This window comes from Kurthia populi (assembly GCF_042686175.1).
Classification (GTDB): Bacteria; Bacillota; Bacilli; order Bacillales_A; family Planococcaceae; genus Kurthia; species Kurthia populi.
On sequence record NZ_JBHUOR010000138.1, the window covers coordinates 45,546 to 68,035 of the forward strand.

28 protein-coding genes are annotated in these 22,490 nt (G+C 38.2%); 26 read left to right on the forward strand and 2 right to left on the reverse strand.

Translation table 11 applies throughout. From position 1 onward, the window contains the following. Positions 1 to 159: 159 nt before the first annotated feature. The 4 genes from ACFSY7_RS17945 to ACFSY7_RS17960 all read left to right on the forward strand — a co-directional run bounded on the left by ACFSY7_RS17945 (position 160) and on the right by ACFSY7_RS17960 (position 2,851). Entirely contained in the window at positions 160 to 480 is a 321-nt protein-coding gene (locus ACFSY7_RS17945) for an HNH endonuclease (RefSeq protein WP_380148998.1), read from the forward strand. A 16-nt stretch (positions 481 to 496) separates the two neighbouring features. Continuing rightward, positions 497 to 703, forward strand: coding sequence for a hypothetical protein (locus ACFSY7_RS17950; protein ID WP_380148999.1), 207 nt, complete (start codon positions 497 to 499; stop codon positions 701 to 703). A 98-nt stretch (positions 704 to 801) separates the two neighbouring features. Next, complete coding sequence (locus tag ACFSY7_RS17955) at positions 802 to 1,170, forward strand: hypothetical protein (protein WP_380149000.1); 369 nt, start codon at positions 802 to 804, stop codon at positions 1,168 to 1,170. Then, positions 1,163 to 2,851, forward strand: coding sequence for a terminase large subunit (locus ACFSY7_RS17960; RefSeq protein WP_380149001.1), 1,689 nt, complete (start codon positions 1,163 to 1,165; stop codon positions 2,849 to 2,851). Before ACFSY7_RS17955 ends, ACFSY7_RS17960 begins: the two co-directional genes overlap by 8 nt. 38 nt (positions 2,852 to 2,889) lie before the next feature. Here ACFSY7_RS17960 and ACFSY7_RS17965 read toward each other — a convergent pair whose 3' ends face one another. Beyond that, complete coding sequence (locus ACFSY7_RS17965) at positions 2,890 to 3,444, reverse strand: hypothetical protein (protein ID WP_380149002.1); 555 nt, start codon at positions 3,442 to 3,444, stop codon at positions 2,890 to 2,892. After that, entirely contained in the window at positions 3,441 to 4,238 is a 798-nt protein-coding gene (locus ACFSY7_RS17970; protein WP_380149003.1) for a hypothetical protein, read from the reverse strand. The genes ACFSY7_RS17965 and ACFSY7_RS17970 overlap by 4 nt, the downstream gene beginning before the upstream one ends. A 65-nt stretch (positions 4,239 to 4,303) precedes the next feature. Here ACFSY7_RS17970 and ACFSY7_RS17975 point away from each other — a divergent pair, with 65 nt between their 5' ends. From ACFSY7_RS17975 to ACFSY7_RS18080, 22 genes are all read left to right on the forward strand, one after another. Beyond that, entirely contained in the window at positions 4,304 to 5,527 is a 1,224-nt protein-coding gene (locus ACFSY7_RS17975) for a phage portal protein (RefSeq protein ID WP_380149004.1), read from the forward strand. After that, a complete protein-coding gene (locus tag ACFSY7_RS17980) occupies positions 5,475 to 6,059 on the forward strand; it encodes an HK97 family phage prohead protease (RefSeq protein ID WP_380149005.1) in 585 nt (194 codons plus the stop codon). The genes ACFSY7_RS17975 and ACFSY7_RS17980 overlap by 53 nt, the downstream gene beginning before the upstream one ends. Positions 6,060 to 6,069: 10 nt before the next feature. Next, positions 6,070 to 7,245: a phage major capsid protein gene (locus ACFSY7_RS17985; protein ID WP_380149006.1), complete on the forward strand. Its 1,176-nt coding sequence runs from the start codon at positions 6,070 to 6,072 to the stop codon at positions 7,243 to 7,245. Between the two features lie 12 nt (positions 7,246 to 7,257). After that, positions 7,258 to 7,530 carry a Rho termination factor N-terminal domain-containing protein gene (locus tag ACFSY7_RS17990; protein ID WP_380149007.1) on the forward strand — a complete coding sequence of 91 codons (273 nt, stop codon included), beginning with the start codon at positions 7,258 to 7,260 and terminating at the stop codon, positions 7,528 to 7,530. Further along, the gene (locus ACFSY7_RS17995; protein ID WP_126990574.1) at positions 7,505 to 7,783 is read left to right on the forward strand and encodes a head-tail connector protein; all 279 of its coding nucleotides are present in this window, start codon (positions 7,505 to 7,507) and stop codon (positions 7,781 to 7,783) included. The genes ACFSY7_RS17990 and ACFSY7_RS17995 overlap by 26 nt, the downstream gene beginning before the upstream one ends. After that, positions 7,770 to 8,087 carry a phage head closure protein gene (locus ACFSY7_RS18000; RefSeq protein ID WP_380149008.1) on the forward strand — a complete coding sequence of 106 codons (318 nt, stop codon included), beginning with the start codon at positions 7,770 to 7,772 and terminating at the stop codon, positions 8,085 to 8,087. Before ACFSY7_RS17995 ends, ACFSY7_RS18000 begins: the two co-directional genes overlap by 14 nt. Positions 8,088 to 8,094: 7 nt before the next feature. Continuing rightward, positions 8,095 to 8,415 carry an HK97 gp10 family phage protein gene (locus tag ACFSY7_RS18005; protein ID WP_380149010.1) on the forward strand — a complete coding sequence of 107 codons (321 nt, stop codon included), beginning with the start codon at positions 8,095 to 8,097 and terminating at the stop codon, positions 8,413 to 8,415. Then, positions 8,412 to 8,726, forward strand: coding sequence for a hypothetical protein (locus tag ACFSY7_RS18010; RefSeq protein ID WP_380149012.1), 315 nt, complete (start codon positions 8,412 to 8,414; stop codon positions 8,724 to 8,726). The genes ACFSY7_RS18005 and ACFSY7_RS18010 overlap by 4 nt, the downstream gene beginning before the upstream one ends. An 11-nt stretch (positions 8,727 to 8,737) precedes the next feature. Continuing rightward, positions 8,738 to 9,310: a major tail protein gene (locus ACFSY7_RS18015; RefSeq protein ID WP_380149014.1), complete on the forward strand. Its 573-nt coding sequence runs from the start codon at positions 8,738 to 8,740 to the stop codon at positions 9,308 to 9,310. 18 nt (positions 9,311 to 9,328) lie between these two features. Then, on the forward strand, positions 9,329 to 9,685 hold the full coding sequence (locus ACFSY7_RS18020) for a hypothetical protein (RefSeq protein ID WP_380149016.1): 357 nt from the start codon (positions 9,329 to 9,331) through the stop codon (positions 9,683 to 9,685). Between the two features lie 68 nt (positions 9,686 to 9,753). Continuing rightward, positions 9,754 to 9,879, forward strand: coding sequence for a hypothetical protein (locus ACFSY7_RS18025; RefSeq protein WP_380149018.1), 126 nt, complete (start codon positions 9,754 to 9,756; stop codon positions 9,877 to 9,879). A gap of 39 nt (positions 9,880 to 9,918) precedes the next feature. Then, positions 9,919 to 15,651, forward strand: a complete 5,733-nt coding sequence (locus tag ACFSY7_RS18030; protein ID WP_380149020.1) for a hypothetical protein — start codon at positions 9,919 to 9,921, stop codon at positions 15,649 to 15,651. An 11-nt stretch (positions 15,652 to 15,662) separates the two neighbouring features. Beyond that, a complete protein-coding gene (locus ACFSY7_RS18035) occupies positions 15,663 to 16,553 on the forward strand; it encodes a phage distal tail protein (protein WP_380149022.1) in 891 nt (296 codons plus the stop codon). Between the two features lies 1 nt (position 16,554). Beyond that, positions 16,555 to 17,712, forward strand: a complete 1,158-nt coding sequence (locus ACFSY7_RS18040) for a siphovirus ReqiPepy6 Gp37-like family protein (protein WP_380149024.1) — start codon at positions 16,555 to 16,557, stop codon at positions 17,710 to 17,712. Further along, a complete protein-coding gene (locus tag ACFSY7_RS18045; RefSeq protein ID WP_380149026.1) occupies positions 17,712 to 18,605 on the forward strand; it encodes a hypothetical protein in 894 nt (297 codons plus the stop codon). Before ACFSY7_RS18040 ends, ACFSY7_RS18045 begins: the two co-directional genes overlap by 1 nt. Further along, the gene (locus ACFSY7_RS18050; protein ID WP_380149028.1) at positions 18,605 to 19,189 is read left to right on the forward strand and encodes a hypothetical protein; all 585 of its coding nucleotides are present in this window, start codon (positions 18,605 to 18,607) and stop codon (positions 19,187 to 19,189) included. Before ACFSY7_RS18045 ends, ACFSY7_RS18050 begins: the two co-directional genes overlap by 1 nt. A 7-nt stretch (positions 19,190 to 19,196) precedes the next feature. Beyond that, positions 19,197 to 19,415: a hypothetical protein gene (locus ACFSY7_RS18055; RefSeq protein ID WP_380149030.1), complete on the forward strand. Its 219-nt coding sequence runs from the start codon at positions 19,197 to 19,199 to the stop codon at positions 19,413 to 19,415. Between the two features lie 30 nt (positions 19,416 to 19,445). After that, positions 19,446 to 19,598 carry a hypothetical protein gene (locus ACFSY7_RS18060; RefSeq protein WP_380149032.1) on the forward strand — a complete coding sequence of 51 codons (153 nt, stop codon included), beginning with the start codon at positions 19,446 to 19,448 and terminating at the stop codon, positions 19,596 to 19,598. Positions 19,599 to 19,709: 111 nt separating this feature from the next. Continuing rightward, positions 19,710 to 20,015 (forward strand): hypothetical protein, encoded by a 306-nt coding sequence (locus tag ACFSY7_RS18065; RefSeq protein WP_380149033.1) that lies wholly within the window; start codon positions 19,710 to 19,712, stop codon positions 20,013 to 20,015. A 70-nt stretch (positions 20,016 to 20,085) separates the two neighbouring features. Then, positions 20,086 to 20,493 carry a phage holin family protein gene (locus ACFSY7_RS18070; RefSeq protein WP_380149034.1) on the forward strand — a complete coding sequence of 136 codons (408 nt, stop codon included), beginning with the start codon at positions 20,086 to 20,088 and terminating at the stop codon, positions 20,491 to 20,493. Continuing rightward, on the forward strand, positions 20,490 to 21,287 hold the full coding sequence (locus ACFSY7_RS18075; protein WP_380149035.1) for an N-acetylmuramoyl-L-alanine amidase: 798 nt from the start codon (positions 20,490 to 20,492) through the stop codon (positions 21,285 to 21,287). The genes ACFSY7_RS18070 and ACFSY7_RS18075 overlap by 4 nt, the downstream gene beginning before the upstream one ends. A 101-nt stretch (positions 21,288 to 21,388) precedes the next feature. Continuing rightward, positions 21,389 to 21,808 carry a hypothetical protein gene (locus tag ACFSY7_RS18080; protein WP_380149036.1) on the forward strand — a complete coding sequence of 140 codons (420 nt, stop codon included), beginning with the start codon at positions 21,389 to 21,391 and terminating at the stop codon, positions 21,806 to 21,808. Positions 21,809 to 22,490 lie beyond the last annotated feature (682 nt).

Below are 22,490 nucleotides of genomic sequence, written 5' to 3' on the forward strand. Positions count from 1 at the left end.
TCACGCGGTATAGGTATGCAAGAACACGTATATAGTGAAAGGAGCAATCCTTTCGACTAGAATTTTCTCCCTAATTAAACGGCTATTAAGTATGTTAGCAAGGCTTAGTAGCTGTTTTGTATTGATGAATAATGAACAAACATATAAAGGATGGTGCGTATGCTAGAGCATACACATGAAGCTAAGAAGCTATATAAGAGTGCGGCATGGCGTAAGTGTCGTGCAGCATACATCGTACAGGTGCATGGCTTATGCGAACGCTGCAAAGAGCCGGGAAAGATTGTGCATCACAAGGTACACATCAACAGCAGCAACATACATGACCCAGAGATTACGTTGAACCATATGAACTTAGAGTATTTATGCCAAACGTGTCACAACCAAGAGCACCATGAGAAATATAGTCCGGTGCGTCAGGGCGTGGCATTTGATGAGCTAGGAAACTTGATTAGGGTAGGTGAGTCTGATGGAACTCGATAGTCTACAAAGCGCAATAATGGCCAGCTTATTAGTCGCATCGTTGCCAGAGTTGGAGAAGCAATGGGGATTGACGCAGCAGCAGGTGTGCTATCTGCATAATTGTTTTGACAAGATCCAAGATGAATTTTCACCGAAACAAATGCGTGAAGCGACAATTTCTTTATCTAAAAAAGTATTTACTAAATTTATTGAGGATTTTTCTAACGAGGAAGCCCCCCTATAAATGATTAAAAAGCCCGTAAACATGGGACCGAGAGGGGAGGCTCACGTGATACATAGGTTTCGCGCGTGACCCCCCTCCCCAAGAAAGAAGGTGATTTTGTGCCGAAGAAAAAAGAATTAACAAAAGCAGAACGAATTATCAAAGAGGAACGTCGATTGAAGCGGAATTATAAGGATATTCAAAAAGATAAATTAGCAGTAGCGGATGGTCTTATTCGACGTGCTGCTTTTATGAGAGCGAGCCTTGAAGATATGGAAGTAGATTTGGATGCCAATGGTTTTGTAGAAATGTTTAGGCAAGGTGATCAAGAGCCATATGAAAGAGAGCGTCCCGTTGCTCGCCAGTATCAGCAAATGAACAAAAACTATCAATCTATCATTAAGCAGCTCACAGACTTGCTTCCAAAAGAAGTGGCGAAGAAAGCTGAAAGTGATGGCTTTGATGATTTTGTGAATCGACGTGCTTAAACGTTATCCAGTTGCTTATAACCCTATTATTGATTACTACAACAAAATCGAAACGGGCGAGATTGTTGCAGGGACAAAGGTTAAGCAAATTTATAAACACTTAGTACAAAAAATTTATGAGCCAATTGGTGAGTTTGAGTACCGAGCTGAACGAGCAAACCATGCCATTGAGTTTATTGAAAACTTCTGTAAGCACAGTAAAGGTAAATGGGGAGGTCGGCCAATTGAACTTGAACTATGGCAACAAGCTTTTATTGCGGCTTCTTTTGGGTTTGTTCATAAAATCGATGGAACGAGGCAGTACCGAGAAGTATTGTTAGTCGTTGCTCGTAAAAATGGCAAGTCAACTATTGCATCTGGGTTAGGGTTGTATTTACAAACAGCTGATGGTGAACCGGGCGCAGAAGTTTATGCTGTGGCTACTAAGAAGGACCAAGCAAAGTTAGTTTGGGCTGATGCTAAACGAATGGTAAATAAATCTCCAGCGCTTAGAAAACGAATTAAGCCGTTAGTTTCAGAATTGAGAGCAGATTTTAATGATTCCACTTTTAAACCGCTTGGCTCCGATAGTGAAACACTTGATGGCTTGAACGTTCATGGCGCGTTGATGGATGAAATTCACGCTTGGAAAGATAAAAATTTGTATGACGTTATCGTCGATGGTACTTCAGCGAGAGAGCAGCCACTTATTTTTATGATTACAACGGCTGGCACCATTCGAGAATCTGTTTATGATATGAAATACGATGAAGCAGTTATGCTGTTGAATGGTTTAGCAGATCCAGACGGTTATAAGGATGAACGTTTCTTACCAATCATTTATGAATTGGATAAGCGTGAAGAATGGATGGACGAGAACGCCTGGCAAAAAGCGAATCCCGGCCTTGATACGATTAAACGTCGCGATACGCTGCGTACTAAAGTCAATAAAGCAAAGTCTAATCCAATGCTAGTAAAGAATCTTGTCACGAAAGACTTTAACGTACCTGAAACGACAAGCGAAGCGTGGCTAACATTTGAGGAACTCAATAATACAGCTATGTTTGATGTACAGCAGTTGAAGCCTAAATACGGCATCGGCGGTACAGACTTATCGAAGACGACAGATTTAACTGCCGCTAAAGTTATTTTTATGGTGAAAGGTGATCCGCACATTTATGTGAATCAAATGTATTGGTTACCAGAGGAATTGCTTGAGGCGAGAGCAAAAGAAGACCGTATTCCATATGATTTATGGCATGAGCGCGGTTTGTTGCGCGTTACACCTGGCAATAAAGTACATCCAAAGTTTGTGACGCAATGGTATTTAGAGCAACGTAATGAGCATGGCATTTATTTACCTTGGATTGGCTATGATGCATGGTCAGCAGAATATTGGGTGGAAGATATGAAAGGTCATTTTGGCTCTGAGGCAATGATTCCTGTTCACCAAGGGAAAAAGACCTTATCAGGACCGATGTACAACCTGAAAGCCGATTTAAAAGCCAATACGATCGTTTACAACAACAATCCGATAGATAAATGGTGTTTGTCGAATACAGCTATCGAAATGGATAAGAATTTAAATATCCAACCGACGAAGACAAAGAATCAACGTCGACGTATTGACGGTACCGCAGCGCTATTAAATGCTTATACGATTTTGCAAGATAAAAACGCTGAGTATTTGCAGATGATTTAAAAAAGCCGTACAGCAATAATCTGTACGGCTTAAAGAAATTAAATAGATGCGTTTTCAAATTCTTTTTGGATCTTAAGACATTCATTTTTAACGTCTGTAGGATTGTTAAATTTAATAAGATCATTGAACCAAAAAATGTTTAAGAAATTACTGGAATCTTTAAAACGATTAATTTCTCCATTCTTTAATAAATCATCATAATTATTGAATTTAAAAGCAATGTCTGCTATCCAATAAGATTCGTATTTTGAAGAATGAGATAGTGGTATAACGATGACAGAACTAATTATTTGAGGGGCCAGATTATGCTGTTTTTCATGGTAAAATTGGATACTAATTTGAATTATTTTTTTGCTTTTTTTTCTATAATTTTCTGTATAAGTGCGAGAAATATATTTTGGAAATATGGTTACTTCATCTGATGGATTTTGATGAATAAAATTTGATGTCATATTCCCTAAATTGTTTTCGTCATAAGGTGAGTATCCTAGCTTTTTAAGCTCTTTATCGAATTCTCTAATTAATAAAATAGAATTGTTAATTAAATTAATCACATTTTCAATTGAGATTGCTAAAATATCATTTTCATTCATGTTAATGAGTCTCCATATCTCCAATTAGATTTTGAAACTGATTTAAATTTGTTTAAAAGTAGGTTGCTTGGATACAAACTTTTCTCAACAAAAGTAATTTGCTTTAGAAATCCATTAAAGCATTGCAGATTTTTATGAACTAGCAAGGCTTTCAAGTCGGTTATTAATAATTGATCTTGATATGTGCAAATGCTGTCCGTTAGATTAATTTGAGCGAGTGCGTGATAAATAGTACTCCAAGATAGCCAATAAAAATCATTTAATCCGTATGACGGGGAATTCACAAATTTTGCGCTAGTTTCAATACTGTCTGTAGGAAAGTGAGTATCTTTTGTTAAGTAAAATAACTTGGCGCTTTTTAATGAATTACGATTTACTCCTAGTAAATTTAAACAATAGTCACTTGTTAAATCTTCTACCTCTTTAGCAAGTTGGTCTCTTTGATGGTTCATACGCTCTGATATTTCTACACTAGTATCTTCTGAACTAGACTTACCAGAGTGATACTTGGCTTCAATACAGACTAGATAAATAAAATTGTCATCATCTGTTAGCTTTAGAAGTAAATCGGGTTCACTTTTTTCAAGACGAGGCCAAAATGTATATTCACATTTCCTAATGAGCGGAGGCAACACGAATGGCTCATTTTGAATATTGATGGCTTCGCTTAATATTTGTTGAATGAAGAAAGGGGAAGAAAGATACTGTAATGTACCAAATATAGATGATGTTAAGAAATCTTCTGAATGAGTCAATTTAGAAGGTATTTTTCTTTTTAATTCGCCAATAAGCATAGATAAAAATACTCCTTTCATACTAATTATTACCATAAATATTATACCTTTTCAGGAGGTGAATCATGGGGCTATTTGAAAAAATGTTTGGTAAAAAGTCAGAATCGCATTTGAGCAATCAATTTAAATTGATTCAGGATGCTGGTGATGGCTTTTTTCAATGGGATGGAAAGCTTTATAGGTCTGATATTATTCGTTCAGCTATTCGACCAAAAGTAAAAGCAATTGGGAAGCTTACGGCGAAACATATTAGGCAAAACGACAAGGAATTTAAAGTAAATCCAAATGTAAATATTCGATTCCTATTGGAGGAACCTAACCCATTAATGACAGGACAAGTATTTCAAGAAAAGATGGCTACTCAGTTAGCGCTTAACAATAATGCATTTGCATATATTAAGCGAGATGAGCGAGGATGGCCACTTGAAATTTATCCGATTCCTGCTGCAAGTATCGAATTGAAAGAAGGGCCGAGCGGAGAAATATTTCTACGCTTTTTATTTTTAAATGGCCAGCGAATGACAGTTCCTTATGCTGACATTATCCATTTAAGAAATGATTTTAACGAAGATGACTTTTTCGGTACACATCCTGGAGAAGCGTTGAAAGATTCATTAGAAATTGTTTCAACTGCTGATCAAGGGATTGTAAAAGCAATTAAAAATAGTGCTTCTATCAAATGGCTAATGAAGTTTAAAACGATTTTACAGCCGAAAGATATGGAGAACGAAGTGAAGCGGTTCACTGAAAACTATTTATCGATTGATAGAAATAGTGGAGGGGCCGCAGCTGCAGATACTCGTTATGATCTTCAACAAGTGAAAAATGACGCGTATGTGCCTAATGAAAAGCAAGTGGATAATACGACAAAACGTATTTATTCATTTTTTAACACAAATGAGAAAATTGTACAGTCGAATTATACCGAAGATGAATGGAACGCTTACTACGAGGCACAAATTGAGCCTGATGCGATGCAATTTGCCAATGAGTATACACGACGACTCTTTACGAGAAAAGAGCGCGGATTTGGCAACAGAATTATTTTTGAAGCAGCAAGTCTACAATATGCTTCTATGAGTACAAAAATGAACCTTGTACAAATGGTAGATAGAGGAGCGCTTACACCAAATGAATGGCGCTCAATTTTATCATTAGGACCAATTGAAGGTGGAGATAAAGCAATTCGCCGATTAGATACAGCTGAAATTAATGCCAAGAAGGGAGGTGAGAAGGATGGAAGCAACGGAGAAACGCAATTTGACGACGAATCAGGTGGAGATTCGTGAGGATGAAGGTGGTCAACGTGTATTAACAGGCTATGCGGTTAAATGGGAAATGAAGTCCGTACCAATGGGCTATTTTCAACGATTTAAAGAGCAATTTAAACGTGGAGCTTTTACGGAATCATTAACGAATGATGACCAAAAGGCGTTGTGGTCCCATGATACATCTAAAGTGTTAGGACGTACTAAAAACGGAACGCTACGTTTGTTTGAAGATGATTTAGGATTACGTTTTGAGCTTGATTTACCGGATACAACATTAGGTGACGATGCTTATAAATCAATTAAGCGTGGCGATGTTGATGGGGTTTCATTCGGGTTTAGTATGTTAAAGCAAGAATGGGACGAATCAGACCCAGATAATGTTGTTCGGACTGTTACGAAAGCAAAGTTACTCGAAATTTCGCCAGTAGCATTCCCAGCTTATCCAGATTCACAAGTGGCGGCGCGTTCACATGATCCGTATCAAGAGCATATGGAATTGAAGGAGCGACAAGAGCGCCGACAAAAATTATTATTAAAAACATTCCTATAGAGGTGAAGGCATGAATAAACGATTAAAAGAAATTTTACAGCGCAAGACAGAAATTCGTTCTGCATTAGAAAGCAATGATAACGTTGATTTAGACGCTTTTGAAAAAGAATTACGTGAGCTAGATGAAGAATACGAAACGATTGAAAAACGTGAGAAGTTAATGCATCAAGCAGAGCAAATTAACAACGGCGAGTTAGAATCTCGTACGATCAGTACGTTTAACATGACAGGGCAACAAGAAAAACGTTCGCCAGAAGAAGCAGAATTAGCGTATCGAAATGCATTCATGGATTTTGTATTACGTGATGCACCTATTCCAACTGAATTACGTGAAACAACAAGTACTGGTGACATTGGCTCGGTCATTCCGCAAACGGTGCTAAATCGCATTATTGAAAAGCTAGATGCATCAGGTATGATCTTACCGCTTATTACGAATACAGCGTTTAAAGGTGGCCTTACAATTCCGACATCCACTGTTAAGCCAGTAGCAACATGGGTAGCAGAAGGTAGCGGCTCGGCGAAGCAGAAGAAAACAACAGGCTCAATTACATTTAACTATCATAAATTACGTTGCGCTGTAGCAGTAACATTAGAAGTCGAAACGATGGCACTAGCTGTTTTTGAACAAGTATTAGTAAACAATATCGTTGAAGCGATGACGATTGCACTTGAACAGGCTATTATTTCAGGCGACGGTATTGGCAAACCGAAAGGCATTTTAGCTGAAACACCGAATGAAGGACAGGCGTTAGATGTGGCCAAAATGGAATATCAAACATTAGTCGATGCAGAGGCAGCATTACCATTAGAATACGAAACAAATGCAGTCTATGTGATGACAAAGAAAACGTTCATGAAGATGGCAAGCATTAAAGATGAAAATGGCCAACCAATTGGACGTGTAAACTATGGTATTGCAGGAGCGATTGAGCGCTCTTTACTTGGTCGTAGCGTAGTGCTATGCAATTACTTAGACTCATTCGATTCAGCTGAAACAGGCAGTCCATTTGCATTCTTATACAACTTCAAAGACTATATTTTAAATACGAACTACCAAATGGGCGTTAAAAAGTATGAGGATAACGAAACGGACGATCTTGTGACAAAAGCAATTATGATTGCAGACGGAAAATCGGTTGATAATGGCTCATTAGTTGTATTAAGTAAAGCAGCTGCTATTTAGGAGGTGTGAATGATGAAATATCGCGTATTAAAAGCATTTATTGATAAGAAAACTTTTATTGGCTATAACGAAGGCAATACGTATGAATCAAGTGATTCAGAACGTGTTGCTTTTTTGATTGAAAAAGGTTTCTTGGTCGATGAAAAGCCATCTGTTGAGGAATTGGATTATATCGAGTTAAAACAAATGGCTAAAGACTTAGGTATCGAAGGTTATAACAAAATGAAGAAAGAAGCTTTGTTAGAAGCGGTACAGCGACATGGACCAACTACTTCAGAAAATTAAAACGAGTCTGCGTATTAAACATGACAAGCTAGACGATGAATTGTTAGCAACAATTGAAGCTGCATTAATCGATTTGAAGCTTGGAGGCATTCATAAACTAGATGTGGATGATGCTTTAATTTATCGAGCTATACAGCTATATTGTAAAGCTTCATATGGTATGGCAGGAGAAGCAAGCGATAAATATCAAGCTTCGTATGACATGTTGAAAGTCAGTCTAGCGTTAGCAGGTGATTACAATGGATACACTTAATGACGTAGCGGAATTGTTGCAAGAGCAAATCGTTAAAACTTCATTAGGACAGGAAAGAAAGACGTTTGTTGCTAATGAAGTATTTTGTAAGAAGAAAAGTATTACTCGAACGGAATATTTTACGGCTGGTCAATCGGGTTTGCGTCCGTCTGCAATGTTTAAAGTACATTTATTGGACTATGATGAAGAACTCTATATCCGTTATGATCAAAAGATTTACAGTATTTATCGGACGTTTGAAAATGGTGATTTTATTGAACTTTATTGTGAGGTGAGAAGCGGTGCAAATCAGTCAACTAAATAATGCAATTATGCAAGAACTCAATCGCTATGCTCAACTTGCTAGAGAAAATGTAGAAGAATTAGCGGAAAGAACAGCTAATGAAGGTGCTACCACTTTGAAAAGTACAAGCCCACAGCGGAGCGGTAAATATGCAAAGAGCTGGCGTGTGAAAAAAGTAGGGACAAGTTTTGTTATTTATAACACTAAATATCAGCTGACACATTTACTTGAAAAAGGTCATGCAAAAGTTAATGGTGGACGTGTTGCAGCCATTCCACATATCCGACCTGTTGAACAGGCAGCTATTGAGCGGTTTGTAAATGGTCTAAATGAGGTGCTGGGAGGATGACGTTACAACAGCTTTATAACATTCTTCAAACGCTAAATTTACCGGTGGCTTATCATCATTTTGAAAGTCGGCAACCATTGCCTTTCATTGTTTACTTGAATGATTCCGACAGTACGGTAGGTGCTGACAACAAAGTATTCTACAAAGAAAAGCATGTAGATGTTGAGCTTTATATGGCTGAAAAAGATGAAGCATTAGAAATTCAACTAGAAACACTACTGGATAATCATGAAATCTTTTATGAGGACCCAGATGAAATTTTTATTGAGGAAGAAGGCGTGTTTAAACGCACGTACTATTTAACAATTTAGGAGGAACAATAATGAAAAAAGAAAACAAAGTCACGTTTGGCTTGAAAAACGTACACTATGCGCCAATCACTGAAACAGTAGAAGATAAAGTTACTTATGGTACGCCGGTACGCATTCCGGGTGCTACAGAAATGTCTACAGATCCAGCAGGTGAATCATCAAGCTTCTTTGCGGATGATATTAACTTTTATGAAGCAATTGCCAATCAAGGTTATGAAGGTAACTTTAACTTTGCGAAATTACCAATTTCATTTTACACAGATATTTTAGGTTACACGCTTGTAAACGGTGGTTTATACGAAAATGCGAATGCAAAAATTAAACCATTTGCGCTTTTATTCGAAATTGATGGCGACCAACAAGCAGACCGTTTTGTTTACTACAACGTGAGCGCAAATCGCCCTGGTACATCTTCTAAAACAAAAGAAGATTCTACAGAAGTAAATACGGTTGAATTGCCGTTTAAAGCGACTCCACGCGCTGATGGTGCGATTAAGTGGGTAACGGGTCCAGAAACCCCACAAGCTGTATATGACGCATTCTATACCAAAGTAACAGAGCCAGTGGAAATTCCAGAAATCTAGCATTAGGAGGCTATTGACATGACAAAAATTAAAATTGGGAAGGAGAGTGTTCGCTTTGAAGCGAATGCTCTTTTTCCTGTTAAATATAAACAATTAACAAAGCGCGACATTTTTAAAGATTTAAAAGTAGTTGAAAATATGCAACATGCTAAGTCATTTGAGGATTTAAATATCGATATTTTATATGACATTGTGTATGTGCTCGCTTGGTTTGCGGACCGTACAATTCCAGAACGCGATGAATGGCTGCTACAATTTGATGAATTTGATGTGTTTGAAGTGATGCCACAAGTCGTTAATTTATTAGTAGATTCATTAAATGCAGGCGCTAAAAAAAACAAACCGGTGAAGCAGGGCAAGAAGAACAAAAAATAACTGAATTTAATACCGAAGTTTATTTAGCTTTGTGTCGAACTGCTAAGCTGCAATATGCTGATATGGAGATGATGACCGTTGGAATGGCACTCGATTACATTGATGCATATCAAGATCTTCATCATCCATCAGACAAAGAAAATCAGTCACGCAAGGCGACACAGGCTGATATTGAAAAACTCAAAGGGCGTTAATAACGCTCTTTTTTTATTTGTCGAAAGGATGGTGGGAGAATGGCTGGCAGAATCAAAGGGATTACGGTAGAGATTGGCGGCGACACAACAGGTCTTGAAACAGCTTTAAGTGATGTAAATAGACAATCAAAAAGTCTGCAAAATGAATTAAAGGAAGTACAGCGCGCTTTAAAGTTTGACCCTGGTAATACGACGCTTATCGCACAGCAACAACAAATTTTAGGTGAACGTATTGCTGCAACATCGCAAAAGCTACAGCAATTAAAAAGTGTACAGTCACAAGTAGAGCAGCAGTTTCAATCTGGCCAATTAGGTGTCGAACAGTATCGAGCATTCCAACGTGAATTACAATCAACAGAAGGTCAATTAAATGGGCTACGAACACAGTTGCAACAATCTCAACAAACTATGCAAGACTTGGCTCGTAACACGCAAGATTTAGAAACTTATTTCAATGCAACGGGCACTACTGTAGCAGACTTTGCGGATGTATTAGGGAATAAATTAACGACAGCTATACAAAATGGAACGGCCTCTGCCGCACAAATTGACCAAGCGATTACGAAAATTGGCCAAGCTGCTGTAGGAGCCGATGTTGATGTCGAACGTTTTCGTACTGCACTACAGCAAGTAGGAGAAGGTGGCTCGATTGCCCAAGTAGCGGATGACATTCAACAGATGCGCAATGAGCTTACGCCTGTGCCATCGGTTGTAGATAATGTACGTGCATCGCTGCAAAGTGTCGAAGCGGCTTCAAGTGGATTAACCGCCGAATTAAAACAAGTGCAAGCTGCATTACGATTAGATCCTAATAACATCACATTAGTGCGACAGCAACAAGATTTACTTGGCCAAAGCATTCAACAGACCGAGCAAAAATTGGATGGGTTGAAACAGGCGCAACAGGAAGTAGAAGCGGCATTTGCAAGGGGTGATTTAGGTGTAGCGGAATATCGCGCATTTCAGCGTGAACTTGGCCAAACAGAAGCACAGTTAAGTAGTTTTAATTCTGCATTACAACGTTCGCGTAGTGAGCAACAAGGCGTAGCACAAGCGACACAACAACTAAGCAGATACTTTGAAGCATCGGGAACGAGCGTTCAAGAATTTGCTCATGTTTTAGGTCCACAACTTACTGCATCTATCGCACAAGGACGTGCAAGCAGTCAGCAATTACAACAAGCATTGACACAAATCGGGCGTGAAGCACTTGGTGCCGGTGCTGATTTAGATAGATTCCGTTCAGCGCTTCAACAAGCGGGTTCGGGCGCATCAGATTTACAAATATTACAACGAGAGTTACAAGATATTGAGCGACAAGCCGAGCAGACTACTGGTGCAGTCGAAGGAATTGGCGATGGTATCAAGGCAGGTCTTGCAGGATTGGCTGGCGCAGGTGGTTTAGCGGCTACTGTGCAACAAGCGTTAGATGTATCAACATTAGATACAAAAATTGAAATTATGTTCGACGTGCCGGAGAGTTCAAGAGCAAGTGTACGTGACGCGATAAATGGCGTGGCGGCATACGGAGTAGATGCAGAAGAAGCGCTACAAGGCGTACAGCGACAATGGGCATTAAATAAAGATGCGTCCGATTCTAGTAATACGGCAATTGTCAAAGGGGCCGGTATGATAGCGAGTGCGTATTCGGCAATTGATTTTAATGAGCTTATCCAAGAATCATATGAGATGGGTAAGAGCATGGGAATCACACAAGAAGAAGCGCTAGGCATGACAAATGCTCTCCTTAAAGTCGGTTTCCCAGCCGAACAGCTTGATATTATCAGTGAATATGGCACACAGTTACATGAAGCAGGATATAACGCTCAAGAAATTCAAGCGATTATGGCGGCTGGTGTCGAAACTGGTACATGGAATATTGATAATTTGCTTGATGGTATCAAAGAGGGCCGTATACGAATGGCGGAATTTGGCCAAGAAGTGCCGAAATCTTTAGATGAATTATTAAAGAAAACAGATGTATCAAGTGAGCAAATGCAAAAATGGGGCAATGATGTAGCTGCAGGAGGTAAAAAAGGTTCGAAAGCCATGACGGAAGTTTCGAAATGGTTATCTACTGTGGAAGATGATACATTGCGGAATGCATTAGGAACTGAAATTTTCGGTACCATGTGGGAAGACCAGGGCGCAAATATCACACAAACCTTAAACAATGCTTCCACAGCTACAAATAATTTATCAGCTAATCAGAAAAAATTAAAAGCTGATATCGATACAATTAATGCGGATTCAATGACTCGTATTCGTGAAGCTCTAACTGATATACAAACAGCATTAGCACCAGTACTTGCGAGTGTAGCTGAATTTATCGCACAAATTGCTGATTGGATTTCTAATAATCAATCGTTAGCAGCTACTATTGCGGCCGTTGTTGCAGTCATCGGATTAATCGTTGCGGCGTTTATGACACTTGCGCCAATTTTCACCGTCATAGGCACGCTCATGGCAGGTGTAGGCGTGGCATTCGGAGCAATTGCGGCACCTATTGCAATAGCAATAGCGGCCATTGTTGCGCTTGTTGCGGCAGGCGTATTAATTTACAGCAATTGGGGAGCGATTAAAGAGTTCTTCTCTAATCTGTGGACGAGTATTTCAACTATCTTCATGACTACAGTTACAGCGATAGGTTCATTTCTATCAAGCGCATGGTCCAGTATCGTTGCGGCGCTAACCGCTGTATGGACAAGTATAGTCGGCATTGCCCAAACTACATGGGGAGCGCTAACCGCATTCTTTAGTACATTATGGACGGGCATTTCCACTGTGTTTACAGCTATATGGATTGTAATAAAGGCAGCGCTAGAGTTAGCTTGGCAAGGTATTGTAACAGCAGCTCAAACGATTTTCGGATTACTTGCGCCGTATTTCATGACACTTTGGACGGGTATAACAAGCATATTTTCTACTGTTTGGACAGCTATTAGTACAGTACTAACAACTATATGGACTGCCATAGTAAGTGCTGGCCAAACAATTTGGACCGGACTTGTCACATTTTTCGGGCCATTATGGTCAGGTGTTTCCGCTGTATTTTCAGCAGCTTGGTCTGCCATTTCTAGTGTGCTAACGTCTGTTTGGAGTGCGATTAGTGCAACAGCTAGTAGCGTATGGAATGGCATTAAGGCAACACTTTCATCAATATGGAATAGCTTAAAAGGTGTTGCAACAGCGGCATTCAATGCAGTGAAAAATGTTGTGACGACTATATTTAATGCTATCAAGAGTGTAACTACAACAGTTTGGAACGGTATCAAATCGATTATTGCTTCTAATGCAAATGGCTCGAAGGCAGTTATTTCCACAGCATTTAATGCGATGAAAGCCGTTGTTACAAGTATTTGGAATGGAATCAAATCTGTAACATCCAGTGTATGGAACGGTATTAAGTCCGTAATTACAGCAAGTGTGAATGGGATTAAATCAGTAGTAAGTACAGGTTTTAATGCTATTCGTTCAGTTATCAGCAGCATAATGAATGGAATCAAATCTGTCATTAGTAGTATCTGGAATGGAATAAAGTCCGTTATTTCTAGTGTGGTAAGTAGTATTCGTTCAGTTGTATCTTCAGGGTTTAACGGAGTTCGTTCAGTTGTTACGAGTGTCATGAGTGCTGTGAAAAGTGTTATCACAAGTGCATGGAATGGTGCTAAGAGTGTAGTAACAAGCGCTGTCAACGGCATCAAATCAATTGTAACGAGTGTATTTAACAGCTTGAAATCAGTTGTATCAAGCGCAATGAATGGTGTTAAATCAGCGATTCAGAACGGTTGGAATGCTGCTAAATCTTTCTTAACAAGCATTAACTTGTCGAGCATCGGTAAAAATATCATTCAAGGTTTGGTCAATGGTATCAAATCGGGAGTAGGTGCCGTTGGCGCAGCTATTCAAGAAGTTGCTGGTAACATCAAAAGTAAAATCAAAGGCGCATTAGGTATTCACTCGCCGTCACGTTGGATGCGCGATGAAATCGGTAAAAATATTGATGCCGGTCTTGCAAAAGGTATTACAGCAGATAAAAAATCCGAGCAAGCAGCAGCTAAAAAGGCTAAAGCAGTCAAGGACCAGTTCACGAAGGATTTAAAAAATGTTCAGATTAAATATAATGCCGGCAAGATTGATACAAAAGAATACATCAATCAACTGAATAAATTAAAAACCGAATACAAAAATTATGCTGATGGCATTAAAAAGATTGATGTTGAAATTAATAAAGCGAATAAAAAGCAAACTTCCAATATTAAAAGTGAATATTCGACTCGCTTAAAAGAATTAAAGAACAATTACAATGCGGATCTAATTAGCAATAAGCAGTATATTAACGCATTGCAAAAAATGAAAAAAGATTATGGCAGTAAGGTAAAAGGCTCGGAATCAGAGCTGAATGCCAAGATTAAAGAATTAAAAGATTCGGCCGCAGCGGATAATTTGAAACGCTACGAAAAACAAATTAGCAATGAAGAAAAATACAATAATGCTTCATTGAACAAGCAAATCAAGTTCTGGGAAAAACGCTTAAACAAGTTTAAGAAGAACAGCGAAGAATATCTTGCAGTACAAGACAAAATCACCGATTTAACATTCCAAAAAGAAGCCGAACGTCTGAAAAAGTATGAAGCTACTTACAACGACAAAGTTAAATATGATGATAAAACATTAGCGTGGGAAGTGCGCTATTGGGAAAATCGTTTAGATAACTTCAGAAAAGGTAGCGACGAATATTTAAGCATCCAAGACAAACTGAAAGAGCTACGTTACAAATCTGAACAAGAAACCCTCGCGGCTACTGAAACGTATTTAGACAATATTAAAAAGGCAGAAGAAGATTATGTAACGAACTCAACGAAATTATGGGATGACTATAATAAAACGCTTGATGATCGCACAAAATCTTTGGTGAGCTTTGCAGGTTTATTTGATGAAATCACAGCAAGTGAAGATACGGTAACAGGCGAACAGTTGATGGGCAACTTACAATCACAAACAAATGCACTTGAAGATTGGATGAACGACATTGCATCGTTAGCCGAACGCGGGCTAGATAGTGGGCTGTTAAAAGAATTAGAAGAAATGGGGCCAAAATCTGCACAGCAAATCAAGGCGCTTACAACGCTATCTAACGAGCAATTGACCGAGTATACAGAATTGTGGAAGACCAAGAGTCAACTAGCACGACAACAGGCTACAAAAGAGCTAGAAGGTTTACGTTTAGATACTGAAAAACAAGTTAGCCAGATGCGTGATGATACAAAAACAAAGCTTGCACAATATCAAATGGATTGGCAAAAATCGATGAAGGCTGTACGCAAGGTTAGCGAAAGTGAGCTGTCTGCAATGCCAAGTATAGGTGCTAATGCTGTACAAGGTTTAATCGATGGTATGCAGTCGAAAAAGGAAGAACTAAAGTCTGTGGTCGAAGAAATTGCATCCATTATCACTGACACAACACAATCGGAGTTGGATATTCATAGTCCATCGCGTGTTATGCGCCAATTAGGAGAATATACAAATGAAGGATTTATTGTCGGCCTACAAGGTACTGCTGCTAAAGTACAGAGTGTAATGCAAGGCGTATATGGTAGCGTAGCCAATAGTGTAAGTACGATGCAAGGTTCTTCCACAGTGAATAATAGTAGTAGCAGTATCAGCAATGATTACTCAAAAACATTCCAGCCATCGGTAGTAATCCAAACATCTGAAAGCCCAGAACGTGCTGTCAAAAGAGAATTAAGTCGCATGGCATTTAAATTTTAGGAGGTGGTCATATGATTGTGCGCGATTTAATCATTACAAATGCATCGGGAGAATCTCTAGTATTCGGAGACCATCTCAAATTATATGAAGACATTGAATTGTCGGGATTAAAAGCGGATGTAAGTATGGCTGAAATATCTGGTGATGGCGCAAGCGCTCAAAAGACACGACTTGATACGCGTGATTTTGAAATACCATTTCTGCTACACCGTATTGTGGACGATAAAGTATGGTTTGAAGATAAGCGACAAGATATTTTTAGGGTGTGCAATCCAAAGAAAAATCCAATACGTTTAGATTTTAAAACCGATGCTGAGCAAGAATATTATATGCATGCGGAACTTACAGCGGTTCCAGTCATGCCAAGGGGATTCGAAAATAGCAATCATGTTTGGCAAAAGGTGCTGCTACAATTTGATGCTGCCGATCCATATATTTACGCTAAAGATGAAACACTAGTTGAATTGGCCATGTGGGTACCAGCTTTTGAGTTTCCACTCGAAATACCAGAAGGCGAAGGCATTGAAATGGGTTATCGGAATCCGACATTAATTACGAATGTTATCAATGATGGCCAAGAAGATAGTGGCATGATTATTAAGTTTAAAGCAAATGCCGGTCTAACAAATCCATCACTTGTTAATCTCGACACATATGAGCAGCTAACATTAAAAATGGCCATGCTTGCAGGCGATGAAGTGGAGATTTCAACGTATCGTGGGAATAAATATGCACGATTAATTCGCAACAATGTAACGACTAGCGTTTTCGGCAAAATTGATTATTTGAGTACGTTTTTGCAGCTACGCACAGGAGATAATGTTTTCCGTTATAACGCTGATACAGGCATTGATAACTTAGAAATTTCGATGCGCTTTAGTAAAAAGTTTGTGGGGGTATAACATGGAATTTAATATTTTTCATTTTGATACATTTGAGCGTTTAGGCATCTTGGACACCTACCAGGAGACTGAACGCTCTTTAAATTATCGAGATCATAGTGAAATTGAACTCATTGTAGAAGCCACGCCGCAAAATATTGATTGGTTTATTACAAACAGTGACGATATTTTCATTGCTGAAGGACTTGGGAAAGTACGTGGATATATGGTGGAAATCGCACAGTATCAAGATGAAAGTAAGTCACAGATCATTGTGAATTTATTTGCATTGAGTTATTTAACAGCATTCCGCGACATCCTAAAAGAAACGGTTTATAGCGGCAATGTGGAATTAATCATGCGCAGTTATGTAAATAACAATATGATTTCGCCAACAGATGGAAATCGTAAAATAGATAACCTAGTACTCGGTCCGATTTTTGGCATCCAAGCGACAACGGATGAATCTTACAACTTCCAGCAGCTTGATATAGCGTTGTGGTCTATGTGCAAAAAATATGATATTGCGTATGAAATATTTGCTGATATTCCAAACAAAAGATTTTCGTTTGAAGTGTGGCAAGGTGTAGATCGTTCAACAGAACAAAATATACGTGATGCAGTTATTTTTTCGAAGGAGTTTGATAATGTCCTAGCACAAAATTATGTGGACGATAAAACAGACCATCGGAACGTGGTCATTGTCGCAGGCGAAGGAGAAGATACTGCCCGTAAATATGTCACAATTGGCGGTGCGAATAAGGGCCGTAAACGTCGTGAATTGTTTGTAGATACGCGTGATTTACAAAGTACGACTAAGCAAACCGTCGTGGAAATTGATGAAGAAGGAAATGAAACTGAAACAACCGTAGATATTAGTATGAGCGCAGAAGAATATGAGCAGCTGCTTATAGAACGCGGAAATGAAAAAGGGGCAGAATTTCAGCGGACACAGGCTTTTGAAACGGACATTGATTTTAATAGTCAATTCAAGTTAGGGCAAGACTATAACATAGGTGACATGATAACACTGCGTAATGATGAACTTGGTGTCGCTGTTCACACGCGATTAATTAAGGTAGTCGAAAAAGAAAATAAAGATGGTTATGAATTGAGTATTGATTTTGGTAGTAATGTGCCAACACTTATCTCAAAAATTAAAAAGGCGGTGAAGAATTAATGGCAACTCGAAGTGGATTTTTTAACAGTATTAATGGGGACCGTAAATATTTAGCAAAACATTTCGCTGAATACTTTGCGACATTCATCGGGAATGGTGTTTTCCCAAACCCATCCAACGGCTTACAAGTATATGCAGGTACAAATATGACAGTGGTCATTAAAGCAGGTAAGGCATGGATTGATGGTTATGACTTTATTAATGACAGTGATTATAATTTAACGATTGCACAAGCTGATGGTGTACTAAATCGTATTGATCGTATTGTAGTACGGCTAGATCATGTGACACGAAAAGTAGATATTGCATTGAAAAAAGGGACATTAGCATCTTCACCAGTAGCACCAACATTACAACGTGACGCAGAAGCATATGAACTAGGTATTGCAGATGTTTATGTTACAAGAGGCGCAACAGCGATTACACAAACGTATATTACGGATTTGCGGTTGAATAGCACCTACTGCGGTATTGTCGCGGGTGTCGTTAAACAAATCGATACATCGAGCGTGTTCAATCAGTATCAAGATTGGTTCAATATGTATTCAGTGACAAAGGCCGCAGAATTTGCTGATTGGCAACAGGCGACAAAAGATGCTGTCGATGCATGGATTGCGAATGAACAGATTGACTTTAATACATGGCTATCTCAACAAGATGTACGAGCAGATAGTTGGTTTAATACCAATGATACACGCTTTAATACGTGGTTTGAGGAAGTACAAGGGATTTTAAACGGGAATGCGATTGGTAACTTGCAGTCCATGTTAAGTGAACATTTAAGCGCGCAATTACCGCATCAATGGACAGACAGTGTAACGGGCAAAACCTATAAAATCGGTTTCGGTATCGAAAATGGGAAGCCGATCTTAGCAACAGAGGAGGTAGTATAATGGCCAACATTATTAATTTAGCAACAGAGACAAAACAAGATGAGATTATTGCCAATGTAGTGAATGTGAAAGAGACTGTAAATGCTGTAAATACAAATGTGAATAATGTGAACACGAATGTAAATGCGAATAAATCAACATTGGCGACAGTGAATGCAATTTTAGGTGCACCGACAAGTGGAGCTAGTAACGCGACAGGAGGAAATGCGCATGCGAAGTTGAATTGGCTATTGAATAGTGTAGCATCAGCCAATTCTAATGCTAGTAGTGCTAGTTCCAATGCTTATTATGCAAACCTTCTAAACGCTAAAACTAAATTAGACCTTAATTTATTAAGCTCCGAGTACCCTAATGCAGGAACTGTTGAGTATTCAGGGAAGTATCTTCTTCTCGATGTTGTGATACAAACGGCGAGCGACAATGAGGCATCGCTTAATATAGATGGTACTATATACAAAATTCCATCTGGTGCAATGGCTTTTACTTACCCTATGATTACAGTTAAATCCATTTTAAGGCTTCGTGAGGATCGGATTAACAGAGGAAGAATAACTTTAACAGCTGGAAGTGTACTCATGTTTTAATTAAGGAGTGGTGAAAATGGTTGATTTCTTAGATGAAATTATAGAAGATGGTTATCTAGTTACTCGATACACCAGAGATGGTAAAACAGTATCACATATTGTACGTACGTTAATTGTGGACGATTCAACAGTTGAAGAAGTTGTGCAAGAACCTTCAATCGAAGAACAAATTTTAACCGAAACAAAATATCAAACCGTATTATTAGAAATGAATACAGGGTTGTAATAACAGCACATTGAAAGGAGGTGAAAAAATATGTTATACACTATGCTAAAAAAAATCGTAAATGCCAAAACTTATAATCAAACAGAAATCACTAAACGTGTGAATACTTTCTTTGCAGTAGGTCAGTTAGAAGATTCAGAATACCGCGAACTAATCGCTCAAATCGAAACAGTATACGCATAATCAAAGCACATCGCATAGATCGTGCTTTTTATTATGACAAAAATAGCATAAAGATATGATGGTAATACCTTTCTTCCACAGGGATAATTGTTGTGGAAGGAGGTTTTATTTATGCTATCACTAGAAAAAGAAAGTCTAATACATGCAGAAATTGAGCGCTATAAATCTTTGAATTTAAAAATCGATGCGGAGATTAATGAACTAAATAAAAGTCTTGAAGATGATTACCGTTTAGAACAAATTTATAAATCATTAGCATCGAAAACAATTGAAACTAGAGCTCATGACAAAGTAAAACGTACTTTAGCAGATATTAAAAAACGTTTTAGACTTACTGATACAAAAATAAAGAGTCTTTTAAAAGATCGCGAAGACCATAAAACGATTATTAAAGAGCTCGAAAGTTTTTTTAATTAATATTCCAATATCAAAGTCTTCCACACTAACTTGTGGAGGGCTTTTTTATTTATTCAAAAGGGGTGAAAAAATGGACAAACAAATTGCAATTTTTACAGGGGCGGTGGGTGCGGTGATCAGCTATCTTGTGGACGGTATCGGACTGGCCACAACAGTTCTATTAGGCATGATGGCAATTGATTTTATAACAGGCTTATTAGCCGCAGCATACAACAAAGAAATTAATTCACGTACAGGTTTCAAGGGCTTAATTCGGAAGATTTATTATCTTTTCGGATTAAGTTCTATTTATTTGATGGGCTATGTCGTCGATGAAATTCGTTTTGCCGGTGATGGTGCTGCTATTGCATTATGCGCTATGGAACTTGTATCAATTACAGAAAACGGTGCGAAAATGAACGCGCCAATGCCAGCAGTTATTAAAAATGTACTGGCAATTATTCAAGATAAATTAAATGGAAATGGGGAAACGAAATGACAACATACAAAACAGATTATATCGGCGTGAATAAGTACACACGCCCTGGTAGCAAACGTACAACAACAAAAGGTATCGTATTACATTACACAGCATCACCAGGTGGCACAGCTGCTAACCATAAATCATATTTTGGTCGTGGCGCTGATGGTCGCTTTGCAGGAGCTCACTTATTCGTAGATAAAAATGAAGCACTGTGTATCGTGCCACTTAATGAAATTGCTTACCATGCAAACGAAGCAAAATGTCGCATTAGCTCACTGTACGGAAAAGTTGGCGGTTATCAAGGGAATGCCAACGTGACAACCATCGGCATTGAAATGTGCATCGAGAAAGATGGTACGATCGCGACAGCTACATTTAACCGTACTGTAGATGTAACAGTAGAATTACTTAAAAAATACGGTTTAAAAGCTACCGATCTATACCGTCACTATGACATCACAGGCAAGAACTGCCCTGCACCTTGGGTAAGTAAGCCAACAGAATGGACTCGATTTAGAGATGCAGTTAAAGCCAAATTAAATGGTTCTTCAGCAAAAGTAGAAACAGCAAAAACAAAGAGCACAGAAACGTTTTATAAAACTGGTGCACCACTTGGCCTTTATCGAGTAATTAAAGCATGCTCTACTTATAGTGGCGTAGACTTCACGACTTCTAAAAAGCTACAAGCTCTTAAACCAGGCACCGCATTCACTGTGACGGACGTTATCAAATTCGGTGACAAATACCGATTTAAACTAAAAAACGGTGAATATGTATCTGCTAAACGTGCATATCTCGAAAAAGTATAATTATTATATGATACATCTAAAGTTCTGTTCAAATATGTGTATTTCCTTTTTTGTATTTTTTAAAGTAGTACTATTATAGGTATAAAAGGGGGTGTGCTATTATGAATTTTGATGAAAAAATCGTGGCATTAGGAATTGATGATAATTTAAAAAAAGAAATAGAGTCTATGGAATACGAAGCTGAATACTTTGCAGAAGATGAAACTGAATCAGCTAATAAATATATAGATGTTTTAGATTTAGAATATTTAATTGGTGTAGCTAGACCTACTGCAGATATGGCTAGAAATTGGATAGAGGTCTTAGATAAATTAACACATAAAGGAATTAATTTTAATAAATATAATAAAAAAGGATTTCTAGAATTTGAAAAATTCCTTATGGACCCGAATCCAAGTGATTTCCCAGTAGTGTATTTTACAAACAATAAGTATTATATTGGTTTTGAAGGTTTACATCGTTTGACTTTTGCAAAATGTCTTGGAATTAAACAAGCAAAAGTTGCAATATACGCCTTCTAAATAAATTTTTTATAAAATTTAGAGCCTAAAATAACTTGACTACATTTTTGACTACATCAGCATAAAAACAGAGATAAAAACTGATTATTCATTCGGTATTAAAAGCTAAAAATATAGAGTTTCTTCCTATATAAATAAAGCAATATAGCGTGCAATTATGCCGTCATAATGAACGGTAAAGAATCTGTTGGTTTCTTAAAAATGGTTAAAGATTTAATCGAAAACCCAGAAGATTTATTATTAGAAGCTTAATTAAACCCTTGCGTAGCAAGCGTTTGAAGCACTTCTGAAAATGAAGATATAAAGAAAGCCTCCGAGCAATCGGGGGCTTTTTTTGTGTCCTAAATAAAGGACATCATGTAGGGCTCGTATAGTCAGCTGTAGATTGTTTGTATGCCAATTGCTTCCGAGTAGATAACGACTTGCAAGCCCTCCTACGCTGGTAGAGCTCACAGGAAGAATTTTACTTAACCACTTCAAAGAAAATGCTTCCTCGTATATTTTTCTTATAGCTGAATAAATAAAATTGGGAATTTTCGATACGATGTTATCTGTTCCTTATGCCTATATTTTACATGTATAAATGTCAACTAATCTATGTACATAAACGCTTACTTAAAGGTGCACAAAATCACGCATCATCAGATGCTAAATGGTCTTTTAAACGATATGAATCTCCAAC

What these genes read in the sequence shown, in the direction of transcription:
- ACFSY7_RS18045 (WP_380149026.1), top strand. Translation starts at nt 17,712, where the DNA reads ATGGCAACTCGAAGTGGATTTTTTAACAGTATTAATGGGGACCGTAAA.
- ACFSY7_RS17995 (WP_126990574.1), top strand. Translation starts at nt 7,505, where the DNA reads ATGGACCAACTACTTCAGAAAATTAAAACGAGTCTGCGTATTAAACAT.
- ACFSY7_RS18020 (WP_380149016.1), top strand. Translation starts at nt 9,329, where the DNA reads ATGACAAAAATTAAAATTGGGAAGGAGAGTGTTCGCTTTGAAGCGAAT.
- ACFSY7_RS18035 (WP_380149022.1), top strand. Translation starts at nt 15,663, where the DNA reads ATGATTGTGCGCGATTTAATCATTACAAATGCATCGGGAGAATCTCTA.
- ACFSY7_RS18000 (WP_380149008.1), top strand. Translation starts at nt 7,770, where the DNA reads ATGGATACACTTAATGACGTAGCGGAATTGTTGCAAGAGCAAATCGTT.
- ACFSY7_RS18005 (WP_380149010.1), top strand. Translation starts at nt 8,095, where the DNA reads ATGCAAGAACTCAATCGCTATGCTCAACTTGCTAGAGAAAATGTAGAA.
- ACFSY7_RS18015 (WP_380149014.1), top strand. Translation starts at nt 8,738, where the DNA reads ATGAAAAAAGAAAACAAAGTCACGTTTGGCTTGAAAAACGTACACTAT.
- ACFSY7_RS18030 (WP_380149020.1), top strand. Translation starts at nt 9,919, where the DNA reads ATGGCTGGCAGAATCAAAGGGATTACGGTAGAGATTGGCGGCGACACA.
- ACFSY7_RS17990 (WP_380149007.1), top strand. Translation starts at nt 7,258, where the DNA reads ATGAAATATCGCGTATTAAAAGCATTTATTGATAAGAAAACTTTTATT.
- ACFSY7_RS18040 (WP_380149024.1), top strand. Translation starts at nt 16,555, where the DNA reads ATGGAATTTAATATTTTTCATTTTGATACATTTGAGCGTTTAGGCATC.
- ACFSY7_RS18070 (WP_380149034.1), top strand. Translation starts at nt 20,086, where the DNA reads ATGGACAAACAAATTGCAATTTTTACAGGGGCGGTGGGTGCGGTGATC.
- ACFSY7_RS18010 (WP_380149012.1), top strand. Translation starts at nt 8,412, where the DNA reads ATGACGTTACAACAGCTTTATAACATTCTTCAAACGCTAAATTTACCG.
- ACFSY7_RS17965 (WP_380149002.1), bottom strand. Translation starts at nt 3,444, where the DNA reads ATGAATGAAAATGATATTTTAGCAATCTCAATTGAAAATGTGATTAAT.
- ACFSY7_RS17985 (WP_380149006.1), top strand. Translation starts at nt 6,070, where the DNA reads ATGAATAAACGATTAAAAGAAATTTTACAGCGCAAGACAGAAATTCGT.
- ACFSY7_RS18065 (WP_380149033.1), top strand. Translation starts at nt 19,710, where the DNA reads ATGCTATCACTAGAAAAAGAAAGTCTAATACATGCAGAAATTGAGCGC.
- ACFSY7_RS18060 (WP_380149032.1), top strand. Translation starts at nt 19,446, where the DNA reads ATGTTATACACTATGCTAAAAAAAATCGTAAATGCCAAAACTTATAAT.
- ACFSY7_RS18025 (WP_380149018.1), top strand. Translation starts at nt 9,754, where the DNA reads ATGATGACCGTTGGAATGGCACTCGATTACATTGATGCATATCAAGAT.
- ACFSY7_RS17950 (WP_380148999.1), top strand. Translation starts at nt 497, where the DNA reads ATGGCCAGCTTATTAGTCGCATCGTTGCCAGAGTTGGAGAAGCAATGG.
- ACFSY7_RS17945 (WP_380148998.1), top strand. Translation starts at nt 160, where the DNA reads ATGCTAGAGCATACACATGAAGCTAAGAAGCTATATAAGAGTGCGGCA.
- ACFSY7_RS17980 (WP_380149005.1), top strand. Translation starts at nt 5,475, where the DNA reads ATGGAAGCAACGGAGAAACGCAATTTGACGACGAATCAGGTGGAGATT.
- ACFSY7_RS18080 (WP_380149036.1), top strand. Translation starts at nt 21,389, where the DNA reads ATGAATTTTGATGAAAAAATCGTGGCATTAGGAATTGATGATAATTTA.
- ACFSY7_RS17975 (WP_380149004.1), top strand. Translation starts at nt 4,304, where the DNA reads ATGGGGCTATTTGAAAAAATGTTTGGTAAAAAGTCAGAATCGCATTTG.
- ACFSY7_RS18075 (WP_380149035.1), top strand. Translation starts at nt 20,490, where the DNA reads ATGACAACATACAAAACAGATTATATCGGCGTGAATAAGTACACACGC.
- ACFSY7_RS18050 (WP_380149028.1), top strand. Translation starts at nt 18,605, where the DNA reads ATGGCCAACATTATTAATTTAGCAACAGAGACAAAACAAGATGAGATT.
- ACFSY7_RS17970 (WP_380149003.1), bottom strand. Translation starts at nt 4,238, where the DNA reads ATGCTTATTGGCGAATTAAAAAGAAAAATACCTTCTAAATTGACTCAT.